General features: G+C 65.3%; 20 protein-coding genes. 3 read left to right on the plus strand and 17 right to left on the minus strand.

Annotation, left to right across the window (positions count from 1 at the left end; genetic code table 11):
* Entirely contained in the window at positions 1-888 is an 888-nt protein-coding gene (locus AB0L58_RS20970; protein WP_364389068.1) for a potassium-transporting ATPase subunit C, read from the plus strand.
* An 81-nt stretch (positions 889-969) separates the two neighbouring features.
* On the opposite strand, the gene AB0L58_RS20975 is transcribed toward AB0L58_RS20970, so the two are convergent.
* The 4 genes from AB0L58_RS20975 to AB0L58_RS20990 form a co-directional block, all read right to left on the minus strand.
* Positions 970-1155, minus strand: coding sequence for a hypothetical protein (locus tag AB0L58_RS20975; RefSeq protein ID WP_364389070.1), 186 nt, complete (start codon positions 1153-1155; stop codon positions 970-972).
* An 81-nt stretch (positions 1156-1236) separates the two neighbouring features.
* A complete protein-coding gene (locus AB0L58_RS20980) occupies positions 1237-3375 on the minus strand; it encodes a glycogen debranching N-terminal domain-containing protein (RefSeq protein WP_364389071.1) in 2139 nt (712 codons plus the stop codon).
* On the minus strand, positions 3372-4475 hold the full coding sequence (locus tag AB0L58_RS20985) for a glycosyltransferase family 4 protein (RefSeq protein ID WP_364389243.1): 1104 nt from the start codon (positions 4473-4475) through the stop codon (positions 3372-3374). Before AB0L58_RS20985 ends, AB0L58_RS20980 begins: the two co-directional genes overlap by 4 nt.
* Before the next feature lie 409 nt (positions 4476-4884).
* Positions 4885-6885: an APC family permease gene (locus tag AB0L58_RS20990; protein WP_364389072.1), complete on the minus strand. Its 2001-nt coding sequence runs from the start codon at positions 6883-6885 to the stop codon at positions 4885-4887.
* A 171-nt stretch (positions 6886-7056) separates the two neighbouring features.
* Between AB0L58_RS20990 and AB0L58_RS20995 the strand changes: the two genes are divergently transcribed.
* On the plus strand, positions 7057-7338 hold the full coding sequence (locus AB0L58_RS20995; protein ID WP_364389073.1) for a hypothetical protein: 282 nt from the start codon (positions 7057-7059) through the stop codon (positions 7336-7338).
* Between the two features lie 128 nt (positions 7339-7466).
* On the opposite strand, the gene AB0L58_RS21000 is transcribed toward AB0L58_RS20995, so the two are convergent.
* From AB0L58_RS21000 to AB0L58_RS21045, 10 genes are all read right to left on the minus strand, one after another.
* A complete protein-coding gene (locus AB0L58_RS21000; protein ID WP_364389074.1) occupies positions 7467-7907 on the minus strand; it encodes a carboxymuconolactone decarboxylase family protein in 441 nt (146 codons plus the stop codon).
* A gap of 65 nt (positions 7908-7972) precedes the next feature.
* The gene (locus AB0L58_RS21005; protein ID WP_364389075.1) at positions 7973-9499 is read right to left on the minus strand and encodes a substrate-binding domain-containing protein; all 1527 of its coding nucleotides are present in this window, start codon (positions 9497-9499) and stop codon (positions 7973-7975) included.
* A 120-nt stretch (positions 9500-9619) separates the two neighbouring features.
* Complete coding sequence (locus tag AB0L58_RS21010; RefSeq protein WP_364389076.1) at positions 9620-10519, minus strand: hypothetical protein; 900 nt, start codon at positions 10517-10519, stop codon at positions 9620-9622.
* 58 nt (positions 10520-10577) lie between these two features.
* On the minus strand, positions 10578-11651 hold the full coding sequence (locus AB0L58_RS21015) for a PHP domain-containing protein (protein ID WP_364389077.1): 1074 nt from the start codon (positions 11649-11651) through the stop codon (positions 10578-10580).
* 5 nt (positions 11652-11656) lie between these two features.
* Positions 11657-12238 carry a dihydrofolate reductase family protein gene (locus AB0L58_RS21020; RefSeq protein WP_364389078.1) on the minus strand — a complete coding sequence of 194 codons (582 nt, stop codon included), beginning with the start codon at positions 12236-12238 and terminating at the stop codon, positions 11657-11659.
* A gap of 91 nt (positions 12239-12329) precedes the next feature.
* Positions 12330-13196 carry a bifunctional DNA-formamidopyrimidine glycosylase/DNA-(apurinic or apyrimidinic site) lyase gene (gene mutM, locus AB0L58_RS21025; protein ID WP_364389079.1) on the minus strand — a complete coding sequence of 289 codons (867 nt, stop codon included), beginning with the start codon at positions 13194-13196 and terminating at the stop codon, positions 12330-12332.
* Positions 13197-13357: 161 nt separating this feature from the next.
* Positions 13358-14080 carry a ribonuclease III gene (rnc, locus tag AB0L58_RS21030; protein WP_364389080.1) on the minus strand — a complete coding sequence of 241 codons (723 nt, stop codon included), beginning with the start codon at positions 14078-14080 and terminating at the stop codon, positions 13358-13360.
* A gap of 22 nt (positions 14081-14102) precedes the next feature.
* On the minus strand, positions 14103-14285 hold the full coding sequence (rpmF, locus tag AB0L58_RS21035) for a 50S ribosomal protein L32 (protein ID WP_039799574.1): 183 nt from the start codon (positions 14283-14285) through the stop codon (positions 14103-14105).
* A gap of 54 nt (positions 14286-14339) precedes the next feature.
* Positions 14340-14969 (minus strand): DUF177 domain-containing protein, encoded by a 630-nt coding sequence (locus tag AB0L58_RS21040; RefSeq protein WP_364389082.1) that lies wholly within the window; start codon positions 14967-14969, stop codon positions 14340-14342.
* Positions 14970-15046: 77 nt separating this feature from the next.
* Complete coding sequence (locus AB0L58_RS21045; RefSeq protein ID WP_364389083.1) at positions 15047-15793, minus strand: DivIVA domain-containing protein; 747 nt, start codon at positions 15791-15793, stop codon at positions 15047-15049.
* Between the two features lie 325 nt (positions 15794-16118).
* On the opposite strand from AB0L58_RS21045, the gene AB0L58_RS21050 reads away from it, so the two are divergent.
* Positions 16119-16634 (plus strand): GtrA family protein, encoded by a 516-nt coding sequence (locus AB0L58_RS21050; protein WP_364389084.1) that lies wholly within the window; start codon positions 16119-16121, stop codon positions 16632-16634.
* 145 nt (positions 16635-16779) lie between these two features.
* On the opposite strand, the gene coaD is transcribed toward AB0L58_RS21050, so the two are convergent.
* Genes coaD through AB0L58_RS21065 form a run of 3 tightly spaced genes read right to left on the minus strand, consistent with a single transcriptional unit; the run spans position 16780 to position 21281 of the window.
* A complete protein-coding gene (coaD, locus tag AB0L58_RS21055; protein WP_364389085.1) occupies positions 16780-17265 on the minus strand; it encodes a pantetheine-phosphate adenylyltransferase in 486 nt (161 codons plus the stop codon).
* A 54-nt stretch (positions 17266-17319) separates the two neighbouring features.
* Positions 17320-17880: a 16S rRNA (guanine(966)-N(2))-methyltransferase RsmD gene (gene rsmD / locus AB0L58_RS21060; protein WP_364389086.1), complete on the minus strand. Its 561-nt coding sequence runs from the start codon at positions 17878-17880 to the stop codon at positions 17320-17322.
* The gene (locus AB0L58_RS21065; protein WP_364389088.1) at positions 17877-21281 is read right to left on the minus strand and encodes a pyruvate carboxylase; all 3405 of its coding nucleotides are present in this window, start codon (positions 21279-21281) and stop codon (positions 17877-17879) included. The genes rsmD and AB0L58_RS21065 overlap by 4 nt, the downstream gene beginning before the upstream one ends.
* Between the last annotated feature and the right edge of the window lie 205 nt (positions 21282-21486).

Here is a 21486-nt window from a genome sequence, read left to right on the forward strand (position 1 = left end):
ATGCGTATCTCAACTTGGATCCGGCAGCATCTGGCCGCGTTGCGTGCGCTGCTGGTGCTTACCGCGATCACCGGAATCGTCTATCCGCTGGCGGTTTTCGCGGTCGCTCAGCTGCCCGGCCTGCACGACAAGGCGGAGGGCTCGCTGATCGAGTCCGACGGCAAACTCGTCGGCTCCAGTCTGATCGGACAATCGTTCACCGATAAGGACGGCAACGCGCTGGTGCAGTACTTCCAAAGCCGCCCGTCCGCGGCCGGTGACGGCTATGACCCGCTGTCCACCGCCGCGTCCAACCTCGGCCCGGAAAGCGTCGTCGACACCCTCGACGCCGATCCGGCCAATGTGAAGTTGAGCCTGCTCTCGACAGTTTGCGCGCGCAGCAAGGCCGTCGGCGACCGTGAGGGGGTCGACGGCAGCCGCCCGTTCTGCACCAGAGACGGCCTCGGCGCGGTGCTCTCGGTCATCGGACCACGCGACGCCGACGGTGAGGTCTCGCATCCGGTGCAGGTGGTGAGCGTCAACCAGGCGTGCCCGACGACACCGTTCGTCGACGCCTACAAAGGTGTCGAAGTGGAATGCGCCAAGCCGGGCGAGGACTACTCCGTCGGCCGGATCATCCCGATCATCGGCGATGCCTCGACCGACACCCCGGTGCCGACCGACGCGGTCACCGCCAGCGGCAGCGGCCTGGACCCGCACATCTCACCTGAATACGCCGCCATCCAGATCGCGCGAATCGCCAAGGCCCGCAATATCTCCGCAGATCAGGTGCGCGCACTCGTCGACGCGCACACCGACGGCCGAACCCTCGGCTTCCTCGGTGAACCGCGCGTCGATGCGGTCGAACTCAACCTCGACCTCGACAAGCAGTACCCCTTCCGCGGCTAGCGACCCGAGCGCTCATTCCCGAACAGCATCCACCGAATCCGCTGGAATGTGCTGCGGGAATGGGCGCTCGGCCGTTTTCGTTCAGTCTTCCTCGTCGCAAGCGAGGCAATACGCCAACGCGGCGAGGTACTGATGACAGTCCGGACCGTGGCCCGCATGCGTGCTGCAGATGAACCGAGCCAAGTCCAGATCGAGATCCATGGGCTCGGCACTGCAATCACGGTGCTGAGTGCTCCACAGATCCCGGCGATCCAGTGATGTCTGCATTGTGCACCTCCAGCCTGCTGGTATTCAGTGGAGAAGCAAACCAATGTCCCTACAGTGGTGGATTACCCGATCCGGCGCCGTTCATCGCGTGATCTGCCAATCATCGGGCAGCCGCACCGTGGTGACCTGATCGCCCTCGGCCTCCAGATCCACGGTCGCCGAACCCAATCGCAGATCGGTCAGCGTGACCGTGCCCCAGTGCGGCGGCAGTTGCGGTCTGACCGTGAGCGTGCGCGACGGCGCGGCCGGATCCAGTCCGAGGAACGAGCGCACCAGCAGCAGCGGTGCCGCGCTGGCCCACGCCTGCGGTGAGCAGGAAGTGGGATACGGGACCGGAACCGCGAACTGATCACGCGGAAATCCACAGAACAGCTCCGGCAATCGACCACCGAAAGATGCCGCCGCGTCGAGTAATCCGCCCGCCAGCCGGGTGGCGAGCTCGACCGCACCAGGCACCTGCCGGTAGCGCAGCAGGCCCGCGACGGCGATCGCGGTATCGTGCGGCCAGACCGATCCGCAGTGATAGCTCATCGGGTTGTAGGCACCCATCGACGAAGCGAGTGTGCGCAACCCGAAACCGGTATCCATTTCGGGACCGGAGAGCCGCCCGATCATTTCGGCGGCGTGCTCGTCACTGGCGATACCAGTCCAAAGACAGTGCGCCACATTGCTTGTCAGGGCGTCGACCTGCCGTTTGCGGCCGTCGAGCGCGACCGCGTACCAGCCCTGCTGCGGCAACCAGAACTGTTCGGCGAATTTGCCGCGCAGTTCGGCGGCCCGCTCGCGCAGCCGGGTCGCGGCGCGCTGATCGTCGAAGGCCTCGGCCAACTCCGCGCGGGACAGCAGTGCGGCATACGCATAGCCCTGCACCTCACACAGCGCGATCGGCGCCTCCGCGAGATGTCCTGCGGCATCGTTGATTCCGTCGAAACTGTCCTTCCAACCCTGATTGATCAGGCCGCGATCGGTGGCACGGCGATATTCGACGAAGCCGTCGCCGTCGCGATCGCCGTAATCGGTGATCCACCGCACGGCGGCATCAGCGGCGGGCAACAGTTCCCTGATCACCTCCGGATCCGCACCCCACCGATGACATTCCGCCAGCAACATGATGAAAAGTGGTGTGGCATCGGCGGTTCCGTAATAGGTGCTGCCACCGAGCACCTGCCCGCTCGCCGGGCCGCGCCGCATCTCGTGCATGATCCGTCCCGGCTCCTCCTCGGTGAGCGGATCGAGGCACTGCCCCTGCGATTCGGCCAACTGCTGCAGTGTGCCCAGCGCGAGGTCCACTTCCAAAGGCAGCGCCATCCACGCGGTGAGCAAACTGTCCCGGCCGAACAGGGTCATGAACCAGGGCGCGCCCGCCGCGACGAACGGACGACCCTCGCCGGATTCGTCGTGGATCTGCAACGCGCCCAAATCACTTTCCGAACGCCGCAGCACCTGGGTGAGCACCGGATCCGCGGCAGAGATCTTCGTCGCGGTGTGCCGCCACGCCGCCATCTTGCGGCTCGGTGCGCTGAGCCCGTGGTGCTCCCCCGGCGCCAGCGGGGGCTGGATCCGCTGATTGCCGACCGTCGGCTGTGCGACGATCTCGGTCTGCCAGCGTTCGCCGGGCAGAACGACCACCCGCCAGAGCAGGGTGCCGGGCAGGACGGCGGGCTCGACGGTCGCCGAAACCGTCAGCCCGCGCATCCGATCGGTGCGGTCGTGCAGCAGCAACTCGCCTTCGGCCACGCTGACCTCGGCGCGGCCGTGCGCGACGCGGCCCTCCTTGACCGCGAACAGATCGACGAAATCCGCGTCGACATGCAATTCCAAGCTGACCGCGGTGGCCTCCCGGCCCATATTCTCCAGGGTCAGTATCTCGTGCATGCCATCGGCGATGAGGCGTTCGCGCACCACGAGCAAGGTGCTGTCGGCCTGTCCGGCCTGCGGTGGTCGGCGCAGCACGAATCTGGCCGCGAATGCCTCCGGGCTGAGTACCGACAGCGATTCGGCGGGTTTGCCGTCCACCAGCAGTTCCCAGCGGGAGATGACGCGGGCGTCGCGGAAGAACAACCCGTGCGGATGTCCCGGTTCGACATCGCCGAGCCGATTCGACAGGCAGAAGGTTCCGCCCTCGACCAGGGTCACCGAATTACCGCAACCGCCGAGACCGGTCGGCTCACCTGAATTCAGCGGTGCGGGATTCGACGCGACGCCGGCGTCTGCGGTCATACGCGTTCGCTCGCGGGAATGCGAACCGGCACCGTCTCATCGAGCAGCAGCGCCGCGCGCGCAAGCCGCCGCGAACGCAGCAGTTGGTGATAGACCTGCTCATAGCCGCGCCCGAGTGTGCCGGAACCGAAGTTCGCCTCGACGTGCGCACGGCACGCGGCCGGATCGTACTCGCTCACCTCGGCGATCGCGGCGGGCAGCTCGGCGGGATCGTCACAGATCCGGCCGGTCACACCGTCGACGATGACCTCGGCGACCGCACCGCCGCGGAGCGCGACCACCGGTGTGCCACAGACCATCGCCTCGATCATCACCATGCCGAACGGTTCCTCCCAGTCGATCGGGAAAAGCAGGCAGCGCGCACCCGCCAGCAGTTTGCGCTTGGCCGAGGCATCCGCCATGCCGAAAAGGTGATCCCGCTCGGTGATCAGTGGGCGCACCTTCTTTTCGAAATATGCCCGCTCGGGGGCTTCACTGCACTTACCCGCGAGTACCAGGGGAATACCGGCCTCATGCGCGGCTGCCAATGCCAGATGCGGGCCCTTGGTTGCGGTGAAACGGCCGAGAAACAATGCGTAGTCGCCTTTTTCGGTTTGGTACGGCCACTGATCGACATGCAGTGCATTGTGTACGCGACCGACCCAATTCAGATCGGGCGCCAATTCGCGTTGCCGATCGCTGATGGCGACCAGCGAAACTTCCTGGCCCAATTCGCGGTAGTAGTGGTAGCAGTCGCCCTCGTCGACCGGCCCGTGCACGGTCACCACAGTCGGTAAGCCCAGGCCCATATACGCCGGGGCATTCAGTGGTCCGGCAAAGGTGTGGTCGTGCACCAGATCCACGCCGGAGGTTGCGGCGACCTCCTCGATCGCCCTACGCACCTTCAGAGCGTGCACGACCTCGGGAAACGGCTCGCCGAGCCGTTCGGGCAATGCGCGATCCCACACCGGAACGAATTTCGCCGTGGTACCGGGTTCACCGGCGCCGAACAATGTCACATCGTGTCCGCGCGCGACCAGTGCGTCGACCAAATCGGCGACGACGGCCTCGACGCCGCCATAGGCCTTCGGCGGTACGTCGAAGTATGGCGGGACAACCATCGCAATGCGGAATCGTTCACCGACATGGTCGGTAGACAGCAAATCCGAAGCGGCAATCTGCGCCGAATTCGGCGCGAATAGACCTGCGCTCATGACCATCCTTCCAGGGACAACCGTGTGCACATCCACCCAGCACTCGGTGCGCTGGGCGCCGAACGTGGTGGCCGCCGCGGCGGAGGTGGAGACTCGAGCCTGCACCGCCGTCCATGAGGGCTTGGTTGGCCTGGTCACTCCGATTGGCGTGAACAGGGGGGCCGCACACAGACGTACCTTATTTCCGGTTGCTCAAACCAGGCAGTTGGTCTGAAATCTCAGTATTTGGGATAAAATCGCCCATTATCCGGCCTTGACATCAAGGGGACTTACCGAGGTCTTGACATATATCGAAATGGTCCGAAGCCGGAACTCATCAGCTCGAAACCGTATCAGTGATGCCGCGCCGGATCTCGCCGGGGCTGTGTTCGGCGCGTTGCACCGCCCTGGCGGCCGACGAACGAAGTTGCCAGGGCACACTGGTCACCATCACCCCCGGCTCGAAGAGCAGGCGAGCCTTCAGCCGCAGTGAGCTCTGGTTGTGCAGCAGATTCTCCCACCAGTGGCCGACCACGTATTCGGGAATGAAGATGCTGATCACATCGCGCGGCTGGGACTTGCGCACCCGCTTGATGTAATCGATGACCGGACGGGTGATTTCGCGGTATGGCGACTCGATCACCTTGAGCGGTATGGCGACATCGTGTCGATCCCAATCCTGGTGCAGCTGACGGGTATCGGCATCGTCGACATTGACGGTGATCGCCGTGATGGTGTCCGGTCTGGTGGCACGGGCGAATTGGACGGCGCGCCGAGTTGCCTTGTGCCAGCCCGAAACCAGTACGAGGGCGTGCACCCGGGCAGGTAGAGTCTCCGCCTCGTCATCGACATCGAGTTCGGCGCGCACGGCGGTGTAGTGCCGATGGATCAGATACATCAGCACCACCAGGATCGGAATCGCGAAGACGACCAGGTACGCGCCGTGGGAGAACTTCGTGATCATCACGACGACCAGGACGACGCCGGTGAAGCAGGCGCCGAACGCATTGATCAGGCGTCCGCGATGGATGCGCAACCGCTCCGATGGCGTTGTCGCGGTGGCCAGTTCACGGTTCCAGTGCCGGACCATACCGGCCTGACACAGCGTGAACGAGGTGAAGACGCCGATGATGTAGAGCTGGATCAGGCGCGTCACCGAACCATCGAAGGCGTAGATGAGCACGCCCGCGATGACCGCCAGCAGGATGATGCCATTGGAAAATGCCAGCCGGTCACCTCGGGTGTGCAGCTGGCGCGGCATGTATCGATGTTGGGCCAGAATCGAATTCAGCAGGGGGAAGCCGTTGTAGGCGGTGTTCGCCGCGAGAATCAGGATGAGCGCGGTCGTCACCATGAGGAAGTAGAAGGGAATACTGTTGCCGCCGAAGACCGCCGCGGCGATCTGCGCGATCACGGTGCGTTGCGGATCGGTGTTGCAGTCGCCGGGAAATCCGATCAGATCGCAGGTGTTCTCGGTCACCCGGGTATGGGTGATCATCGCCAACGCCGTGACACCGGCAAACATAGCGATCGAGATGGCCCCCATCGCGGTCATGGTGCGAGCAGCATTGAGCGCCTTGGGCTTACGGAAGGCCGGGACACCATTGGAGATCGCCTCGGCTCCGGTGAGCGCGGTACATCCGGACGAAAAGGCACGCAGGACAAGGAAGGCCAACCCGGCTGCACCGAGACCGACTTGTTCGGAGTGGATTTCGTAGTGCGCGCTCTCGGCGACCGGCGCGTGCCCGAACACGGCCGCACCGAGTCCCACCACGACCATGACGAGAACGCCGACCACGAACGCATAGGTCGGAATCGCGAACGCCCGCCCCGATTCCCGCACTCCGCGCAGATTCATGGCGGTGAGAAAGGCGATGAATCCGATATTGATCGCGACCCGATGCGCATTCAGATCGGGTACCGCGGAAATGATGTTGTCCACGCCCGCGGCGACCGACACCGCCACCGTCATCACATAATCGACGAGCAGTGCCGCGGCGACCACCAGCCCCGGAACCGATCCCAGATTCTTGGCGGCCACCTCATAGGAACCACCCCCGGACGGGTAGGCCTGCACCACCTGGCGGTAGGACAGCACGACTACGGCGAGCAACACGATCACCGCACCAGCGACCCACGGCGCCAAATGCAGATACGCGAGCCCGCCGAGGGTGAGAATGAGCAGGATTTCCTGTGTCGCGTACGCGACCGAGGACAGCGGGTCGCTGGCGAAGATCGGCAGTGCCAGCCGCTTCGGCAACAGCGTTTCACCGAGCCTGTCACTTCGGAAAGGTCGTCCCAGAACGAGACGTTTGACGAGGTCGATCGGTGAAGCCACGATGGGCCAGCCTAAGGCCGCCGGATAGGTACGACCGTGCCAGCAGCCGTATTGATTTCGTAAAAACCAATGGGTGGCCCACAAAGATCTTGTCAGGAGCCGCCGTGCGACAACATCGCGAATTAGCGTCGGCGCCTACCGTCCTGGTATACGCATACATATAATGCATGCATGTTCGATCCAATCACCCTTGCTTTCGGAGCTGGGATCGCCGGTGTCGGCTGGGCGGTCGGGCGGTTCGGCCGACGATCGCCGGCACAACCCGCCGTCGCGCAGTGCGGCTGTGGACACGACCTGGCGCTACACGATCCGAAGGCGGGCACCTGCCATGCCGAGCTGGGCCGCAAGACGATGGTCGGTCGGGTATGGGTGCAGTGCACTTGCCGCCGCTACACCGGTCCGGTCCCGGTCGAGGATTTCTTCAGCCGCCCGATTATGCCGTCGACCGACTGATCGAGCACAGATCACCACCTTGCCATCGGCGCCTGGCGCGATGAAGCCCAACAGGTGCTCCGCTTCGGTGCGCACCGCGTCCTCGTCCGCCGCGGTGAGCGGATGCCATCAGGCCGCCGACAGGTCCATCAGACCGCTGTCGGCTGCATGCGCAGCGGCACCCCGATCCGGTTCCACAGGTTGATCATCGCGGTGACCGCGACCAGCCCGGCACGCGCGCCCTCGTCGAAGTTCTTCTCCACCTCGGCCCAGATCTCATCGCTGACACCGTGTTCACCCAGTTTGGTGACCGCCTCCGCGTAGGCGAGGGCAGCGCGTTCGGCCTCGGTGAATTTCACCGACTCACGCCAGGCATTGAGGTAGTAGATCCGCTGTTCGGTCTCGCCCGCCATCCGCGCGTCGGTGGTGTGCATATCAATACAGAACAGGCAGCCGTTCATCTGGGAAACGCGGATCTTCACCAGTTCCCGCACGGTCGGATCCAGTGGTCCGCGGCGGATGGCCTGTTCGGCGGCGAACCAGGCCTGGTAGATCTCGGGTGCCGCCTCGGCGAGTTGCATGCGTGACATGAGTCGTCCTCTCTCGAAATCGCTGTCCCGAGTACGACGAGATAGCCGCCGAATTCGTGACAACGTCACGAAGACGGCCGGCAGCGGGCCCGGTCGGGAAGCTCACCACACGGTTCGTTGCCATGCTCGCGCAGCACATCCTTACCGGTCAGATCGGTCAGGAAGTGCAGAAAGCTGGCGGCGAGCGAGTCGCCGGGGAGTTCGCCGTAGCTGTAGGCGTATTCGACGCCCCAGAACGGGTAACTGCGGTTGACGGCGGCGTCACGCCCCGGCGTCACGCCATCGATGGTGAGGGTTGTGGCTCCCGCCTGCACCGCCTCGGAGAACTCGCTGTAGCCGATGGCACCCGGAATATCGCTCACCGCCTTCTGCATATCCTTGGTGACCTGCACATCGCAATATCTGGCCACCGTGGGCGCACCATCCTTGATCGCGACACAGCTGACATGCGACCGATCGGGCTGCGAGCCGCCGAGTACCCTGCGCTCCAACGTATTCCGGGTGCCCGATCCGGGTATCCGATTGACCAGCACAACCGGCAGATCGGGACCGCCGACATCGCGCCAGTTGGTGATCCGGCCCTGATACAGATCCTGGATCTGCGCGACCGACAGGTCGGTGACGCCGACGTCCTTGTGCACGATCATGGTGAACACCGATAACGCCAGCGGACGATCCAGCAGCGGTTGGTACCCATCACCTTTCGGGCCGTCGCTGATCGCGAGCAGATCGGGGTTGTCCTTGCCCTCCTCGGTGACCCGGTCGAGGCCGCGTTCGGTGCCCTCGAAGCCGAAAGTGAACTCCGCTCCGGTGCACCGCTTCCCGTACTGCGCGGCAGCATCGCGGATGACCGGTTCGAATGCCGACGAGCCGACCACGGTGAGTTTGCCCACGGCACAGTCCAATGGCGTCGGATCGGGCGCAAACACGGCTACCACGAGCTGGACGACGATCACCGCGACCAGAAAGGCCATGAGTGCCACCATCACTCGCGAAATACCGGTACGGCTCTGCGTTTCGATGATCCGCCCACCCTTGAGGCCGCCGCGCAGCGTCGGCGCCGGATACTCCCCCGTACCCTCCGAACGCTGCAGGATCGCCAGGATCTTGTAGTGATCGGCGCGGTTGAGCGACACTCTCGGCAGATCGATGACGCCGATCTGCCCGGCCGTATCCTCTCGAACCGCGATGCCCGAATCACGGTCCAGTGAATCGGCCAGAACCGGATCGCTCAGCTCGGTCACGGCCATGCCGATGACCCGGCGCTGTGGAAAGTTCAGATGCAAACCGACCCGGCCTGCCTCCGGCGCCTGGTAGTCATGCGTGTCGATCGGTGTCGCACCGCTGTTTTCGATGCGGACCAGCACCACCGACAGATCTTTCAGCGGCGGGCTCACACCACCCTGCTCTGGGCGTAGCTGCGGCAGTACACCGGGAAAGACCGATTCGATCTCACCGGTGACCGGCGTATCCATCTGCACCCGATAGCCGAGTTCCTTGCGTCCGACGAAGACGAACTCCCACAGGAACGCGATGATCGGCACCGCGATACCGATGAGTCCGAGCACGATTTCGATCGGAAATCCACCCACCGGTGCCGCCACCCCCAAGAGATCTGTGTGTCAACCATTTTCGACCGTCATCCGGCATCCTCCTGGATACCGCACGAGTGTTCGGCAACAGTTAACCCTGCGGCCAACCTGCTCGCACTGTCAGACGGTGCCACCGAAACAGCCGGAATAGCCACCGCCGCAACCGGAATGACCCGATCCGTAGTCGCTGCCGCGTATGCCGTAGACCCCCGTGCGGCCCTTCGACCGGGGCGCATTCGGATCACGCGGAAACGAATCGATTTCGATACCGGTGAGCTCCTGCCAACCAGCCACCTCGGTCCGGTACTTCTCCCGCAGTGCGCGCCCCGTTTCCTGCGCCCACATCACCGGGGTGTATGGGTACTCCGCACGTTCGACCACCAACTCGGCCTGGACCTCGGCCGGAGTCAGCCCGACCTCCTCGCCCGTCGAATAGGGGCGGTCGAGGCTGGTCTGGTAGATCCAGAAGCTGCGATCGCCGGAAAGTTCCTTGATCTGGTAGGTCCACTCCGGATCGGTGTCACTCGCCACGGCCTGCTCGCGCCGTAGGCGAGCCTGCTCTTGTTCGCGCCACGCTCGTTCCTGCTCTTGTTTGTAGTACCGCTCCTGATATTCGGGCAGGTCACCGGCTCGGGCCTGGTATTCCGCGAGCGCCGCGTCGAACGCCGCAAGCAGTTCGGCCTTCGCCTGGTCATATTGCCTGCGCAGCAACCGATTTCGCTGCGCATGCCGCAGGCGCCAACGCAGCTCACCGCGCCAGGGCGGGTTCAGGTGCAGGCTGGCCAGTCGCTCCTGTTCCTGTAATGCAGCGATAGTCGTCAGCAGGTACCGGGTCGCCGCGCACCAACGGTTGCAGTCCGCCGCGCTGGCTTCGGGATCCGAGGAATAAGCGGCCCGCTTGGAGTCGAGCTCGACCGCGCACCGTAGCTCGCGGTTTTCGCTTATCCGGGCACCGATCACATCCACTGTCCACGGGCCGACCAATGACCCGAGTGACATCACCTGCACTCTGCGGTCCATCGCACCACCCTGGCGAATCGGAGGCGACTACATATCAACTCTACGGTCGCAGCCGCAATCAAACCACTTCCCCCGCTGCCGACTTCGTCCAGGACAGCAGCTTCTCCGCCGGCCAAGTATTGATGACCCGTTCCGCCGCAACGCCATTCGCGACGGCGCGCTCGCAGCCGTAACCCTGCCAATCCAACTGGCCGGGAGCATGCGCATCGGTATCGATCGAGAAATAGCAACCCATTTCGACCGCCAATCGCAGCAGCCGCGACGGCGGATCGAGCCGCTCGGGACGACTGTTGATCTCTACGGCGGTGCCGTAACTCCGACACGCCTCGAAGACGAGCTCGGCATCGAAACTCGACTCCGGCCGCAGACCCCGCTCCCCCGCGATCAGTCGACCGGTGCAGTGGCCGAGCACATCCACATTCGGATTCGCCACCGCATACACCATGCGCTTGGTCATGGTCTCGCTGTCGGCACGCAGATGCGAATGGACGCTGGCAACCACGATATCGAGTTCGGCGAGCAGATCGCTCTGTTGATCCAAGGTCCCGTCGTCGAGGATGTCCACCTCGATTCCGGTGAGAATTCGGAAGGGTGCGACGCGCTCGTTCAGCTCGGCGACCACATCCAGCTGCCGTCGCAATCGGTCGGCCGAGAGCCCGTTGGCGACGGTCAACCGCGGCGAATGATCTGTCAGCGCACAGTATTCGTGACCGAGCGCGGCCGCGACGCCCATCATCTCCGCGATCGGACTGCCCCCGTCGGACCAGTCGGAGTGGGTGTGCAGATCGCCACGCAATTGGGCCCGCATGGGCTTGCCCGGTACCCCGATGGGCTGTGCGGCCGTGCGCAGTTCGCTCAAGTACTCCGGCACCGCATCGGAATACGCCTGTTCGATGACGGCGGCGGTCTTCGGTCCGATCCCCGCGAGTTCGCGCCAGCTGCGTGCCGCGCGATGGGTCGCCCGTTCGTCCTCGGAAAGCCCCGCCACGATATCGGCGGCCCGCCGGTATGCCTTCACCCGATGTGTTTGCGCCCGTGCGCGCTCGAGCCAGAAGCCGATCTCGCGCAGCGCCGCCTCCGGACCCGGAGCGTTCCCCGGATCCGGAGCGACGATCGAATCGTCTTCCGCCACAGCGGTTATCGAATCCTACTGTACTTCACGAAGGCGACGCCGTCCTCGAACACCCGGCTGGTGATCACCCGGAAGCGGGCCGCCTCGGGCAGGCGCGCACCGGAACCGAACAGCGAACGCCCCTGGCCGAGTACGACCGGATACAGCTTCAGGAAGATCTGATCGATCTCCGGCAGCAACACCTGCGCCAATTCCCCGCCACCGCACAGCCAGATCCCGAGTCCGTTGTCCCGCTTCAACTCTCGCACGGTGGCGAGGGGATCGGCCGAGATCAGCTCCACCGACGGATCCGGACTCTCCGGCAGCGTCGTCGAGACGACGAATTGCCGCAGGTGTGAGTACGGGCTGGAGGTTCCGGTCCGCACCCCGAAATCGTGGGTCTTGCGACCCATCAGCACGGTGTCGAAGTAACGGTTGCGCTTATCGATGCCGAGGGCCTCCCGCACCTTCGTCGGCAGGGTCTCGGGGTACTGCGCGGTGATCGCCGGGCCGTGATCGCCACCGACCGGAAAGAAGTCGACCGACCCCTCCTCGGTGGCAATGAACCCGTCGATAGTCGAAGCGACGTAGTAGGTGAGCTTGCGCATATGTCCTTCCTACACGGCCGGTGTGCCGAACAGCCTAGAAGAAACGGTAGCTCGCTGACGCCGATCTTTTCGAGCGACCTGCAAGCTGTCGCTACGGGAACCTGCGACGGGCCTTCGGTTGGCAGCGCGGGCAGGAGTAGGAAGAACGGTTCATGAACTTCTCCCGCACGATGGGCGCACCGCAGCGACGGCACGGTTCGTCCTCGCGGCCGTAGACCGCGAGCGAGCGTTCGAAGTAGCCGGATTGGCCGTTGACATTGACATACAGCGCATCGAACGAGGTGCCACCGGCCGCGAGCGCCTCGCCCATCACCGCATCGACCTCGGTGAGCAACGTGCGCACGGCGGGTCTGCTCAGACCGGATGCCAGCCGGTTGCCGTGGATCTTCGCCCGCCACAGGGATTCGTCGGCATAGATATTGCCGACGCCGGAGATCACGGTCTGATCCAGCAGCACCCGCTTGATCTCGGTCTGTTTGGCGCGCAGCGCGGCCACCACTACCTCGGGGGCGTAGCACGGGTCCAGCGGATCCCGGGCGATATGCGCAACGGGCTCGGGCACCAGCGTCCCGTCGACCTCGACCAGCGGCGCGAGCGCCCAGCCGCCGAAGGTGCGCTGGTCGACGAAGCGCAATTGCGCACCGTCATCGAGGGTCGCGAGGATATGCGCGTGCTTCTCCACCGGAGCATCGGCGGGCTGCACCAGCATCTGCCCACTCATACCGAGGTGGACCACGAGCGAGGTGTCCGGATCGTCGAAGGTGAGCCACAGGTATTTGCCGCGCCGCTCGGCGGCGGCGACCCGCAGCCCCTTCATCCGGGCGGTCAGGTCGTCCGCGCCTTCGAGATGGCGGCGCACCGACCTGGGGTGCGTCACCGTGACGGCTTCGACCACCCGCCCGACAACGTGTTCGGCGAGTCCGCGCCGGACGACCTCGACCTCGGGCAACTCCGGCATTCGTGCTCTCCTATCGGCCCACGCGCGAGTCTTACGAGCGCCGTTCGCGGCCCGTCTCGCGTCCGAGTGGCCGAAGCGCATGCGACGCAGTCGCGAGTCTCGGCCGCTCGGACGCGAGACATCCGGGGGCCGCGAACACGCGGTGCCGAAGGTGCCGCAAATCAGACACAGTCGGTCAGCGCCTGATAGGCGGCGCCCGCGGCCTTCTGCTCGGCTTCCTTCTTGGAGCGGCCGATGCCCTGACCGTATGGACGACCGCCGATCACAGTGGTCGCGGTGAATTCCTTGTCGTGGTCGGGACCTGTCGAGGTGATCTCGTAGCTGGGCACGCCGAGGCCACGCTCGGCGGTGAGCTCCTGCAGGCTCGTCTTCCAGTCCAGCCCGGCACCCATCCGCGGGCCGCGCTCGAGCAGATCGGCGAACAGGCGCAGTACCACCTCGCGCGCGACGTCGATACCGTGCTCGAGATGGACCGCGCCGAGCAGCGACTCCATACCGTCGGCGAGAATGCTCGGCTTGTCCCGGCCGCCGGTGAGCTCTTCGCCCTTACCGAGCAGCAGATGCACGCCGAGCCCGCCCTCGCCGAGCCCGCGCGCCACCTCGGCCAGTGCGTGCATATTCACCACGCTCGCTCGCAGCTTGGCCAGTTCGCCCTCGGACTTGTCCGGGTGCTCGTGGTAAAGCCGCTCGGTGATGCTCAGGCCGAGGACCGAGTCGCCGAGGAATTCCAGACGCTCGTTGGTCGGCAGCCCGCCGTTCTCGTACGCGTACGACCGGTGCGTCAGCGCCAGCCGCAGCAGATCGGCCCGCATGTCGACGCCGAGCGCCGCGAGCAGGCTCGCATGTTCACCGAACGGGCTGGGTTCGTCCTTGCTGGCGGTCACGTCGATACGACAGGTCGAACGATCAGACAGCAGCGGTGACCTGGCGGCCCTTGTAGGTACCGCAGGAGGGGCACGCGATATGCGGCAGCGTCTTCTCGCCGCAGGCGCGGTTCGGGCACGTGATCAGGGTCGGCGCGGCGGCCTTCCACTGGCTGCGCCGCGACCTGGTGTTGGAACGGGACATCCGGCGCTTGGGAACGGCCACGACTACTTCTCCTCTTGTCCTATTGCCTGCCGGTACGGCAGCACTGTCTCGGTCTTAATGGTCTGTGTTGGTTGCACCCGAATCGGGGCTGCCATTGCCGGGCGACTCGGCGGCGAATTTCGCCAATCCGGCCCAGCGAGGGTCAAGTATCTCATGCCCATGGCCGGAACCCGCAATCGCCATCCGGACACCGCATTCCGGGCACAGGCCGGCGCAGTCCGGAGTGCACAGCGGCTGCAGCGGAAGTTCGAGCCCGATCGCGTCGGTGATCACCGGTGCCAAGTCGATCTTGTCGTCGACGATGCGGTAGATCTCGTCGTCCTCGGTGGTCTGCTCGGTCGCGCTGTCCGGGTAGGCGAACAGCTCCGTGAGCTGGATCTCCACCGTGCCGGTGAACGGTTCGAGGCAGCGCGCGCACTCCCCCGCCGTCGGCGCGGAGACCGTTCCGGTGACCAGCACCCCCTCGGACACCGCCTGCAATCGCAGATCGAGATCCACCTCGGCGCCCACCGGAATGGCGATCAGGTCCAGCCCGATCCGCTCATCGGAGGTGACGACGCGATGCAGCTCCTTCATCGTTCCGGGTCGACGGCCCAGGCTGATGACATCCAGCACGAAACCCGCGTCCGGCGCACGGCGCGAGGCCGAACGAGGGCGCGAATCGGGACCGGAACCGGCGGACATCACGAACTCACTTCACATTCGAGGGGAAATGGGCAACCACTCCACAATACGCGAGGGCACGGTGCGGGCCCAAACCGTCAGCGGCGATAGTCGGCCGCGTAATCCGGAGCACCCGCTCCGGAGCGCAGTTGGTGCCGTCCGCCGCGCACAGTACGCAGGGTGGAGTTGAGGGTCTCCTCGAAGTCGGCGAGCCTGCTGTCGACATAGTGGTCGCACTCGTCGCGCATCCGATCGGCCTCTTCGTTCGCGCCGTCGATCAACCTGGCCGATTCGGCATGTGCGGCACGCACCACTTCGGTCTGTTCGACCAAGCGATCGCGCTCGGTCTTGCCCTCGACGACCGAACGGTCATAGGAGGCCTTGCCCGCCTCGATCATCCGCTCGGATTCGATACGGGCCCGGCCGGTGACGGCCTCGAATTCGGCATTGCCGTCGGCGACGATGCGGTCGGCCTCGGCCTGTGCGGTATTCACCAGATGGTCGGCATGGGCACTGGCCTCGGCGACCATGCGGTCGGCATGCGCCTTGGCGTCGGCGAGGATCCGATCGGCCTCCTCGCGGGCCGATCCGATGGTCTGCTGCGCCTGGTCGTTGGCGGTGGTCACGGTCGTCTCGGCGGAGGTGCGGGCATCGGAGATGATCTTGTCGCGATGGTCGAGCACATCCTGGGCGTCGTCGAGTTCGCCGGGTAGCGCATCGCGCACATCGTCCAGCAGTTCGAGCACATCACCGCGCGGCACGATGCAGCTGCGGGTCGGTGGGATGCCGCGCGCCTCCTCGACGATGGCGACCAGCTCGTCGAGAGCTTCGAATACGCGATACATACTCCTACCCCACTCTCCTGCAGACCTACGGCGAAACTTTCCGCCGTGGCCCAGTGTGCCCCTCGTCACGGCTCGTGCCGAGTCACCCACCGGTGTGTCGTGCAGGTGTCTCGTACGCCACAAAAACAAGTGGAGGATATGTCTCCACTTGGTGTTACATTTATCCAGGAAGGTCAAAACAAGATCTTCTTAAGTGGATCGCAGGCCCCGACCGGGACTGTGGGGATAGTGGAGGCCTACCGGGCGGATTCCTTCACCTCAGGGGAAGGATGCGATAACCATCGCGGTTATCCGTACGGAAGGCTCGTGTGGGATCGGAAAGACAATGACCGTACTGGAACTACCGCGGACGGCGGTTCTGCCGACAAGCAGCCTGTACACGCCGTGGGTGGGCCCGTACCCGGTACTGCAGTCGGCGACGGCCGCTCGGCTCGGCCAGTTGATGCAGTATCTGCGCGGTGATCGGGCGCTGCCTCAGCTGATCCGCTTCGCCCTGGTCGGCGGTTCCAGCAATGTCGCCTACGTGCTGCTGTTCTTCGCGATGCACGGCATCGGTCCCCTGGTCGCCAATATCGCGGGCTCGGTGGTGAGCACCGTGATCGCCAATGAAATGCACCGTCAGCTCACCTTCCACGCGGCCGGCCGGGTCGGCTGGTTCACCGCACAGTGGGAGGGCGGCGGACTCGCACTGGTGGGACTCGGCATCACCACCGCCGCACTGGCCGCGCTCGAGGTGTGGACCCCCGGTATGGGCGGCGCTTTCCAGGCCGCGGCCATCCTTGCCATCACCGCCGCGGTCGGCGGTATGCGCTTCCTCGCTCTACGCGGCCTGGTCTTCTGACGATTTCCGTTGCAGCCCATACGAATCCGCCCCAGTTCCGACGAACCGGGGCGGATTCGTACGCAACCCGCGTCGCACCCGACTTGTATGGCCGGAATACGCGGAGAGGCGGATGAGGCGAGGGGAATTCGTGCGTGGGCGGCGATTACCCCTTGCGTTCAGCCAGGCGATCGAGTAGGCGCTTGTGGACGGCGGGCGGGAGCATGTCGGTGACATCGCCGCCGTAGGACGCGACCTCCTTGACCAGTGAGCTGGACAGGAAGCTGAAGGTCGGGTTGGTGGCGATGAAGAAGGTGTCGACGCCGCTGAGCTTCTTGTTCATCTGCGCCATCTGCAGTTCGTAGCCGAAATCGGTGGCATCGCGCATCCCCTTGACGATCGCGCCGATCCCCTCCTGCTTGGCGAAATCCACCGTCAGCCCCTGCCAGGACTCCACCCGCACATTGGGCAGGTGCGCAGTGGCCTCGCGCAGCATCTCCATGCGCTCCTCGACGCTGAACATGCCCTGCTTCTTGGGATTGACCATGACGGTCACCACGACCTCGTCGAACTGAGCCGCGGCCCGCGCGAAGACGTCGATATGTCCATTGGTCACCGGGTCGAACGAACCCGGGCACAACGCTCCTGCCATGAACAGACGGTATCAGGAGGCCGGATCGGCACCTCGAATGCCGCGACGGTGGAGTTACTCCGGGGCGAATTCAGCTAGTTCGATGCGGGTTTCGCCGTATTTGCGCGCCTTGGCGGGGATATAGCCTGCGGGCCAGACGATCTCGGGTGAGCGGATGGAACGCTCCACCACGACGAGGGCGTCCGGTGCCAGCCAGTCGTGCTCGGCGAGGGCGCGCAAGTCGGCGGTGACCGTCGTGGTGTCGACGCCGTAGGGCGGATCGGAAAAGACGACGTCGTATTTGCCCGCACCGCCGCCCGCCAGGACCGTGGCGACAGATCCGATGCGGAGTTCGGCGCCGGACAGTCCGAGTTCGGCGATATTGCCGCGCACGATGGCCGCGGCCCTGCGGTCGGATTCGATGAGCAGGGCGTGGGCAGCGCCGCGGGAGACGGCCTCCAAGCCAAGTGCGCCGGATCCCGCGTAGAGGTCCAGTACGCGGACGCCGTCGAAATCGATGCGGGCGTCGAGGGCGCTGAACAGCGCCTCGCGCACCCGGTCGGAGGTGGGCCGGGTACCCGCGGGCGGGACGCGTAGCCGCCGCCCGCCCGCGGTACCCGCGACGATCCTGGTCATTCGGCCGCGGACTCGCGCACCGTGAGTTCGACCAGCAGGTCACCGCCTTCGACCTGCTGCACCTTGCCGATCGCGACCCGGCCGACGATTCCTGCACGAGGCGCGGTGATCGCGGCCTCCATCTTCATCGCCTCGATGGTGCCGACGATATCGCCCGCCGCGATCGAATCGCCTTCGGACACAGCAAGTGTCACCACACCGGCGAACGGGGCGGCGATATGGCCCTGGTTGTTCTTATCAGCCTTCTCCGCGGCCGGGACATCGCTGGCGATGGAGCGGTCGCGCACGGCGACCGGGCGCAGTTGGCCGTTCATGATGCACATGACCGTGCGCATACCGCGCTCATCGGGTTCGGAGATGGCCTCCAGTCCGATGAGCAGGGTGACCCCCTTCTCCAGTTGCACACGGTGTTCCTCGCCGCGGCGCAGTCCGTAGAAGAACTGGTTGGCCGAAAGGCCCATGGTGTCGCCGTACTTTTCCCGGTGTGCGAGGAATTCGGCGGTGGGACCGGGGAACAGCAGCCGGTTGAGCGTGGCGCGGCGCAGTTCGGACGAACCGGCGAGCCCGGCTTCATCCGCTGGGGTAAGCGGTGTCTCCGGCTTGGCCGGACCACGCCCGGCCAGGGCCCGACTGCGGAACGGTTCGGGCCAGCCACCCGCCGGATTGCCGAGTTCGCCACGCAGGAAACCGATTACCGAATCCGGAATGTCATAGCGGCCCGGATCGGCGGCGAAGCTTTCGATATCGACACCGGTGCCGACCAAAGCGAGCGCGAGGTCGCCGACCACCTTCGAGGACGGGGTGACCTTCACCAATCGACCCAGCAGCCGGTCTGCCGCAGCATATTTCGCCTCGACCTCCTCGAACCGGTCACCGAGACCGAGCGCGATGGCCTGCTGGCGCAGATTCGACAACTGACCGCCCGGAATCTCGTGGGTGTACACCCGGCCGGTCGGCGCGGGCAGCCCGGATTCGAAGGGCGCGTACACCTTTCGCAGCGTCTCCCAGTACGGCTCCAGATCGCAGACATTCTGCAAGTTGAGGCCCGTGTCGAATTCGCTGTGCGCGGCGGCCGCTATGATCGCGGAAAGCGCTGGCTGACTCGTGGTTCCGGCCATGGCCGCGCTCGCACCGTCTACCGCATCGGCACCGGCCTGCCACGCGGCGAGATAGGTGGCGAGCTGACCGCCCGGAGTGTCGTGGGTGTGCACATGCACCGGGAGGTCGAAGTTGCTGCGCAGTGCGGACACCAGGGTCGCGGCGGCCGGAGCGCGCAGCAGGCCCGCCATATCCTTGATGGCCAGCACGTGCGCACCCGCGTCGACGATCTGCTCGGCCAGCTTGAGGTAGTAGTCGAGGGTGTAGAGGTTCTCGTCCGGGTTCGACAGGTCACCGGTGTAGCTCATCGCGACTTCCGCGATGGCCGTACCGGTTTCGCGCACCGCGTCGATGGCCGGACGCATCTGGTCGACATTGTTGAGCGCGTCGAAGATACGGAAGATATCGATGCCGGTAGCGGTCGCCTCGGAGACGAATGCGCGCGTCACCTGCTCCGGATACGGCGTGTAGCCGACGGTATTGCGTCCGCGCAACAGCATCTGCAGACAGATATTCGGTACGGCCTCGCGCAGTGCGGCCAGCCGCTCCCACGGGTCCTCGAACAGGAAGCGCAGCGCCACATCGTAGGTCGCGCCGCCCCAGGCCTCGATGGACAGCAGCTCCGGCGTCAGGCGCGCGACATGTCCGGCGACACCGAGCAGACCATTGGTGCGCACGCGGGTGGCCAGCAGTGACTGATGTGCGTCGCGGAAGGTGGTGTCGGTGACGCCGACGGCCTTCTGCGCACGCAACGCCTGCGCGAACCCCTCGGGGCCCAGGCGCAGCAGCCGCTGACGCGAACCGTCCGGCGGCGGGACGCTCAGATCGATGGCGGGCAGCTTGTCGTGCGGATACACCGTGGTCGGCCGCTCGCCGTGCGGCTTGTTCACGGTGATATCGGCGAGGTAGTTCAGGATCTTGGTGCCGCGGTCGGCCGAACCGCGCAGGGTCAGCAGTTGCGGGCGCTCATCGATGAACGAGGTGGTGACCCGGCCCGCCTTGAAGTCGGGATCATCGAGCACCGCGAGCAGGAACGGAATATTGGTGGTGACGCCGCGGATTCGGAATTCCGCAAGTGCGCGACTGGCTCTTGCTACGGCGGCGGGCAGATCGCGTCCGCGGCAGGTGAGCTTGACCAGCATCGAGTCGAAGTAGGCGCCGATCTCCGCGCCCAGGTTCGCACCGCCGTCGAGGCGGATGCCCGCGCCGCCGGGGGTGCGGTAGGCGGTGATGCGGCCGGTATCGGGGCGAAAACCGTTGGCCGGATCCTCGGTGGTGATCCGGCACTGCAGGGCCGCACCGCGAATGGCGACCTTGTCCTGGCTCAGGCCGAGCTGTTCGAGGGTCTCCCCCGCCGCGATGCGCAGCTGGGACTGGACCAGATCGACATCGGTGATCTCCTCGGTCACCGTGTGCTCGACCTGGATGCGCGGGTTCATTTCTATGAAGACGTGGTTGCCGCGCTCGTCCAGCAGGAATTCGACGGTGCCCGCGCAGCTGTAGCCGATCTGGCGGGCGAAGGCGACCGCGTCTTTGCAGATGCGCTCGCGGAGCGCGGGATCGAGGTTGGGCGCCGGAGCGAGCTCGATCACCTTCTGGTGGCGACGCTGCACCGAACAGTCGCGCTCGAACAGGTGCATGACATTGCCCTGCTGATCGGCCAGGATCTGCACCTCGATGTGGCGCGGGTTCACCACGGCCTGTTCCAGGAAGACCGTCGGATCACCGAAGGCCGACTCCGCCTCGCGGGATGCGGCCTCGATCGATTCGCGCAGCTGTGCCGGATCGGCGACCCGGCGCATCCCGCGCCCACCGCCACCCGCGACGGCCTTCACGAAGATCGGATAGTCCAGGTCCGCGGAGGCGGCCAGCAGTTCGTCGACATCGGCGGAGGGGGCGCTGGACTTCAGCACCGGCAGCCCCGCCGCCCTGGCCGCCTCGATCGCGCGGGCCTTATTACCGGCCAGTTCGAGCACATCGGCCGACGGACCGATGAAGATGATGCCCTCGCGCGCGCATGCCGCCGCGAGATCCGGGTTCTCGGACAGGAAGCCGTAACCAGGGTAGATGGCGTCGGCACCCGCGGACTTGGCGGCCGCGATGATCGCCTCGATCGAGAGATACGCCCGGACCGGGTGTCCTTGCTCGCCGATCTGGTAGGACTCCGCGGCCTTCAACCGGTGGACCGAGTTGCGGTCCTCGTATGGGAAGACTGCGACCGTCCCGATGCCGAGTTCGTAGGCCGCACGGAAGGCGCGGATGGCGATCTCACCGCGGTTCGCAACCAAGACTTTCGAGAACATTGAACTAAGGTACCCGGCGCGGAATCGTGCCCTGACAGGGAAGTCCCATTAGCAGAAATCTTCACAACGAGTCCTAGCAGAGTTGCGAAGTTGTGTTCATGCTGCGTTAATTTGCCGCGCATTCGCGCGGCGTGTTCGCGCGCAAGACTCGCTCCGTCGTGGTCGGCTGGGCAGCGACCGTCTCCGTGATCACAAGTGCCGTCAA

The organism is Nocardia sp. NPDC052112 (assembly GCF_040680135.1).
In the GTDB taxonomy this organism is placed as follows: Bacteria; Actinomycetota; Actinomycetes; order Mycobacteriales; family Mycobacteriaceae; genus Nocardia.

What these genes read in the sequence shown, in the direction of transcription:
- AB0L58_RS21040 (WP_364389082.1), bottom strand. Translation starts at nt 14,969, where the DNA reads ATGTCCGCCGGTTCCGGTCCCGATTCGCGCCCTCGTTCGGCCTCGCGC.
- AB0L58_RS21065 (WP_364389088.1), bottom strand. Translation starts at nt 21,281, where the DNA reads ATGTTCTCGAAAGTCTTGGTTGCGAACCGCGGTGAGATCGCCATCCGC.
- rsmD (WP_364389086.1), bottom strand. Translation starts at nt 17,880, where the DNA reads ATGACCAGGATCGTCGCGGGTACCGCGGGCGGGCGGCGGCTACGCGTC.
- AB0L58_RS20980 (WP_364389071.1), bottom strand. Translation starts at nt 3,375, where the DNA reads ATGACCGCAGACGCCGGCGTCGCGTCGAATCCCGCACCGCTGAATTCA.
- AB0L58_RS21010 (WP_364389076.1), bottom strand. Translation starts at nt 10,519, where the DNA reads ATGGACCGCAGAGTGCAGGTGATGTCACTCGGGTCATTGGTCGGCCCG.
- AB0L58_RS20970 (WP_364389068.1), top strand. Translation starts at nt 1, where the DNA reads ATGCGTATCTCAACTTGGATCCGGCAGCATCTGGCCGCGTTGCGTGCG.
- AB0L58_RS21050 (WP_364389084.1), top strand. Translation starts at nt 16,119, where the DNA reads ATGACCGTACTGGAACTACCGCGGACGGCGGTTCTGCCGACAAGCAGC.
- AB0L58_RS20995 (WP_364389073.1), top strand. Translation starts at nt 7,057, where the DNA reads ATGTTCGATCCAATCACCCTTGCTTTCGGAGCTGGGATCGCCGGTGTC.
- coaD (WP_364389085.1), bottom strand. Translation starts at nt 17,265, where the DNA reads ATGGCAGGAGCGTTGTGCCCGGGTTCGTTCGACCCGGTGACCAATGGA.
- AB0L58_RS21045 (WP_364389083.1), bottom strand. Translation starts at nt 15,793, where the DNA reads ATGTATCGCGTATTCGAAGCTCTCGACGAGCTGGTCGCCATCGTCGAG.
- AB0L58_RS21000 (WP_364389074.1), bottom strand. Translation starts at nt 7,907, where the DNA reads ATGTCACGCATGCAACTCGCCGAGGCGGCACCCGAGATCTACCAGGCC.
- mutM (WP_364389079.1), bottom strand. Translation starts at nt 13,196, where the DNA reads ATGCCGGAGTTGCCCGAGGTCGAGGTCGTCCGGCGCGGACTCGCCGAA.
- AB0L58_RS21020 (WP_364389078.1), bottom strand. Translation starts at nt 12,238, where the DNA reads ATGCGCAAGCTCACCTACTACGTCGCTTCGACTATCGACGGGTTCATT.
- AB0L58_RS20975 (WP_364389070.1), bottom strand. Translation starts at nt 1,155, where the DNA reads ATGCAGACATCACTGGATCGCCGGGATCTGTGGAGCACTCAGCACCGT.
- AB0L58_RS20985 (WP_364389243.1), bottom strand. Translation starts at nt 4,475, where the DNA reads ATGGTTGTCCCGCCATACTTCGACGTACCGCCGAAGGCCTATGGCGGC.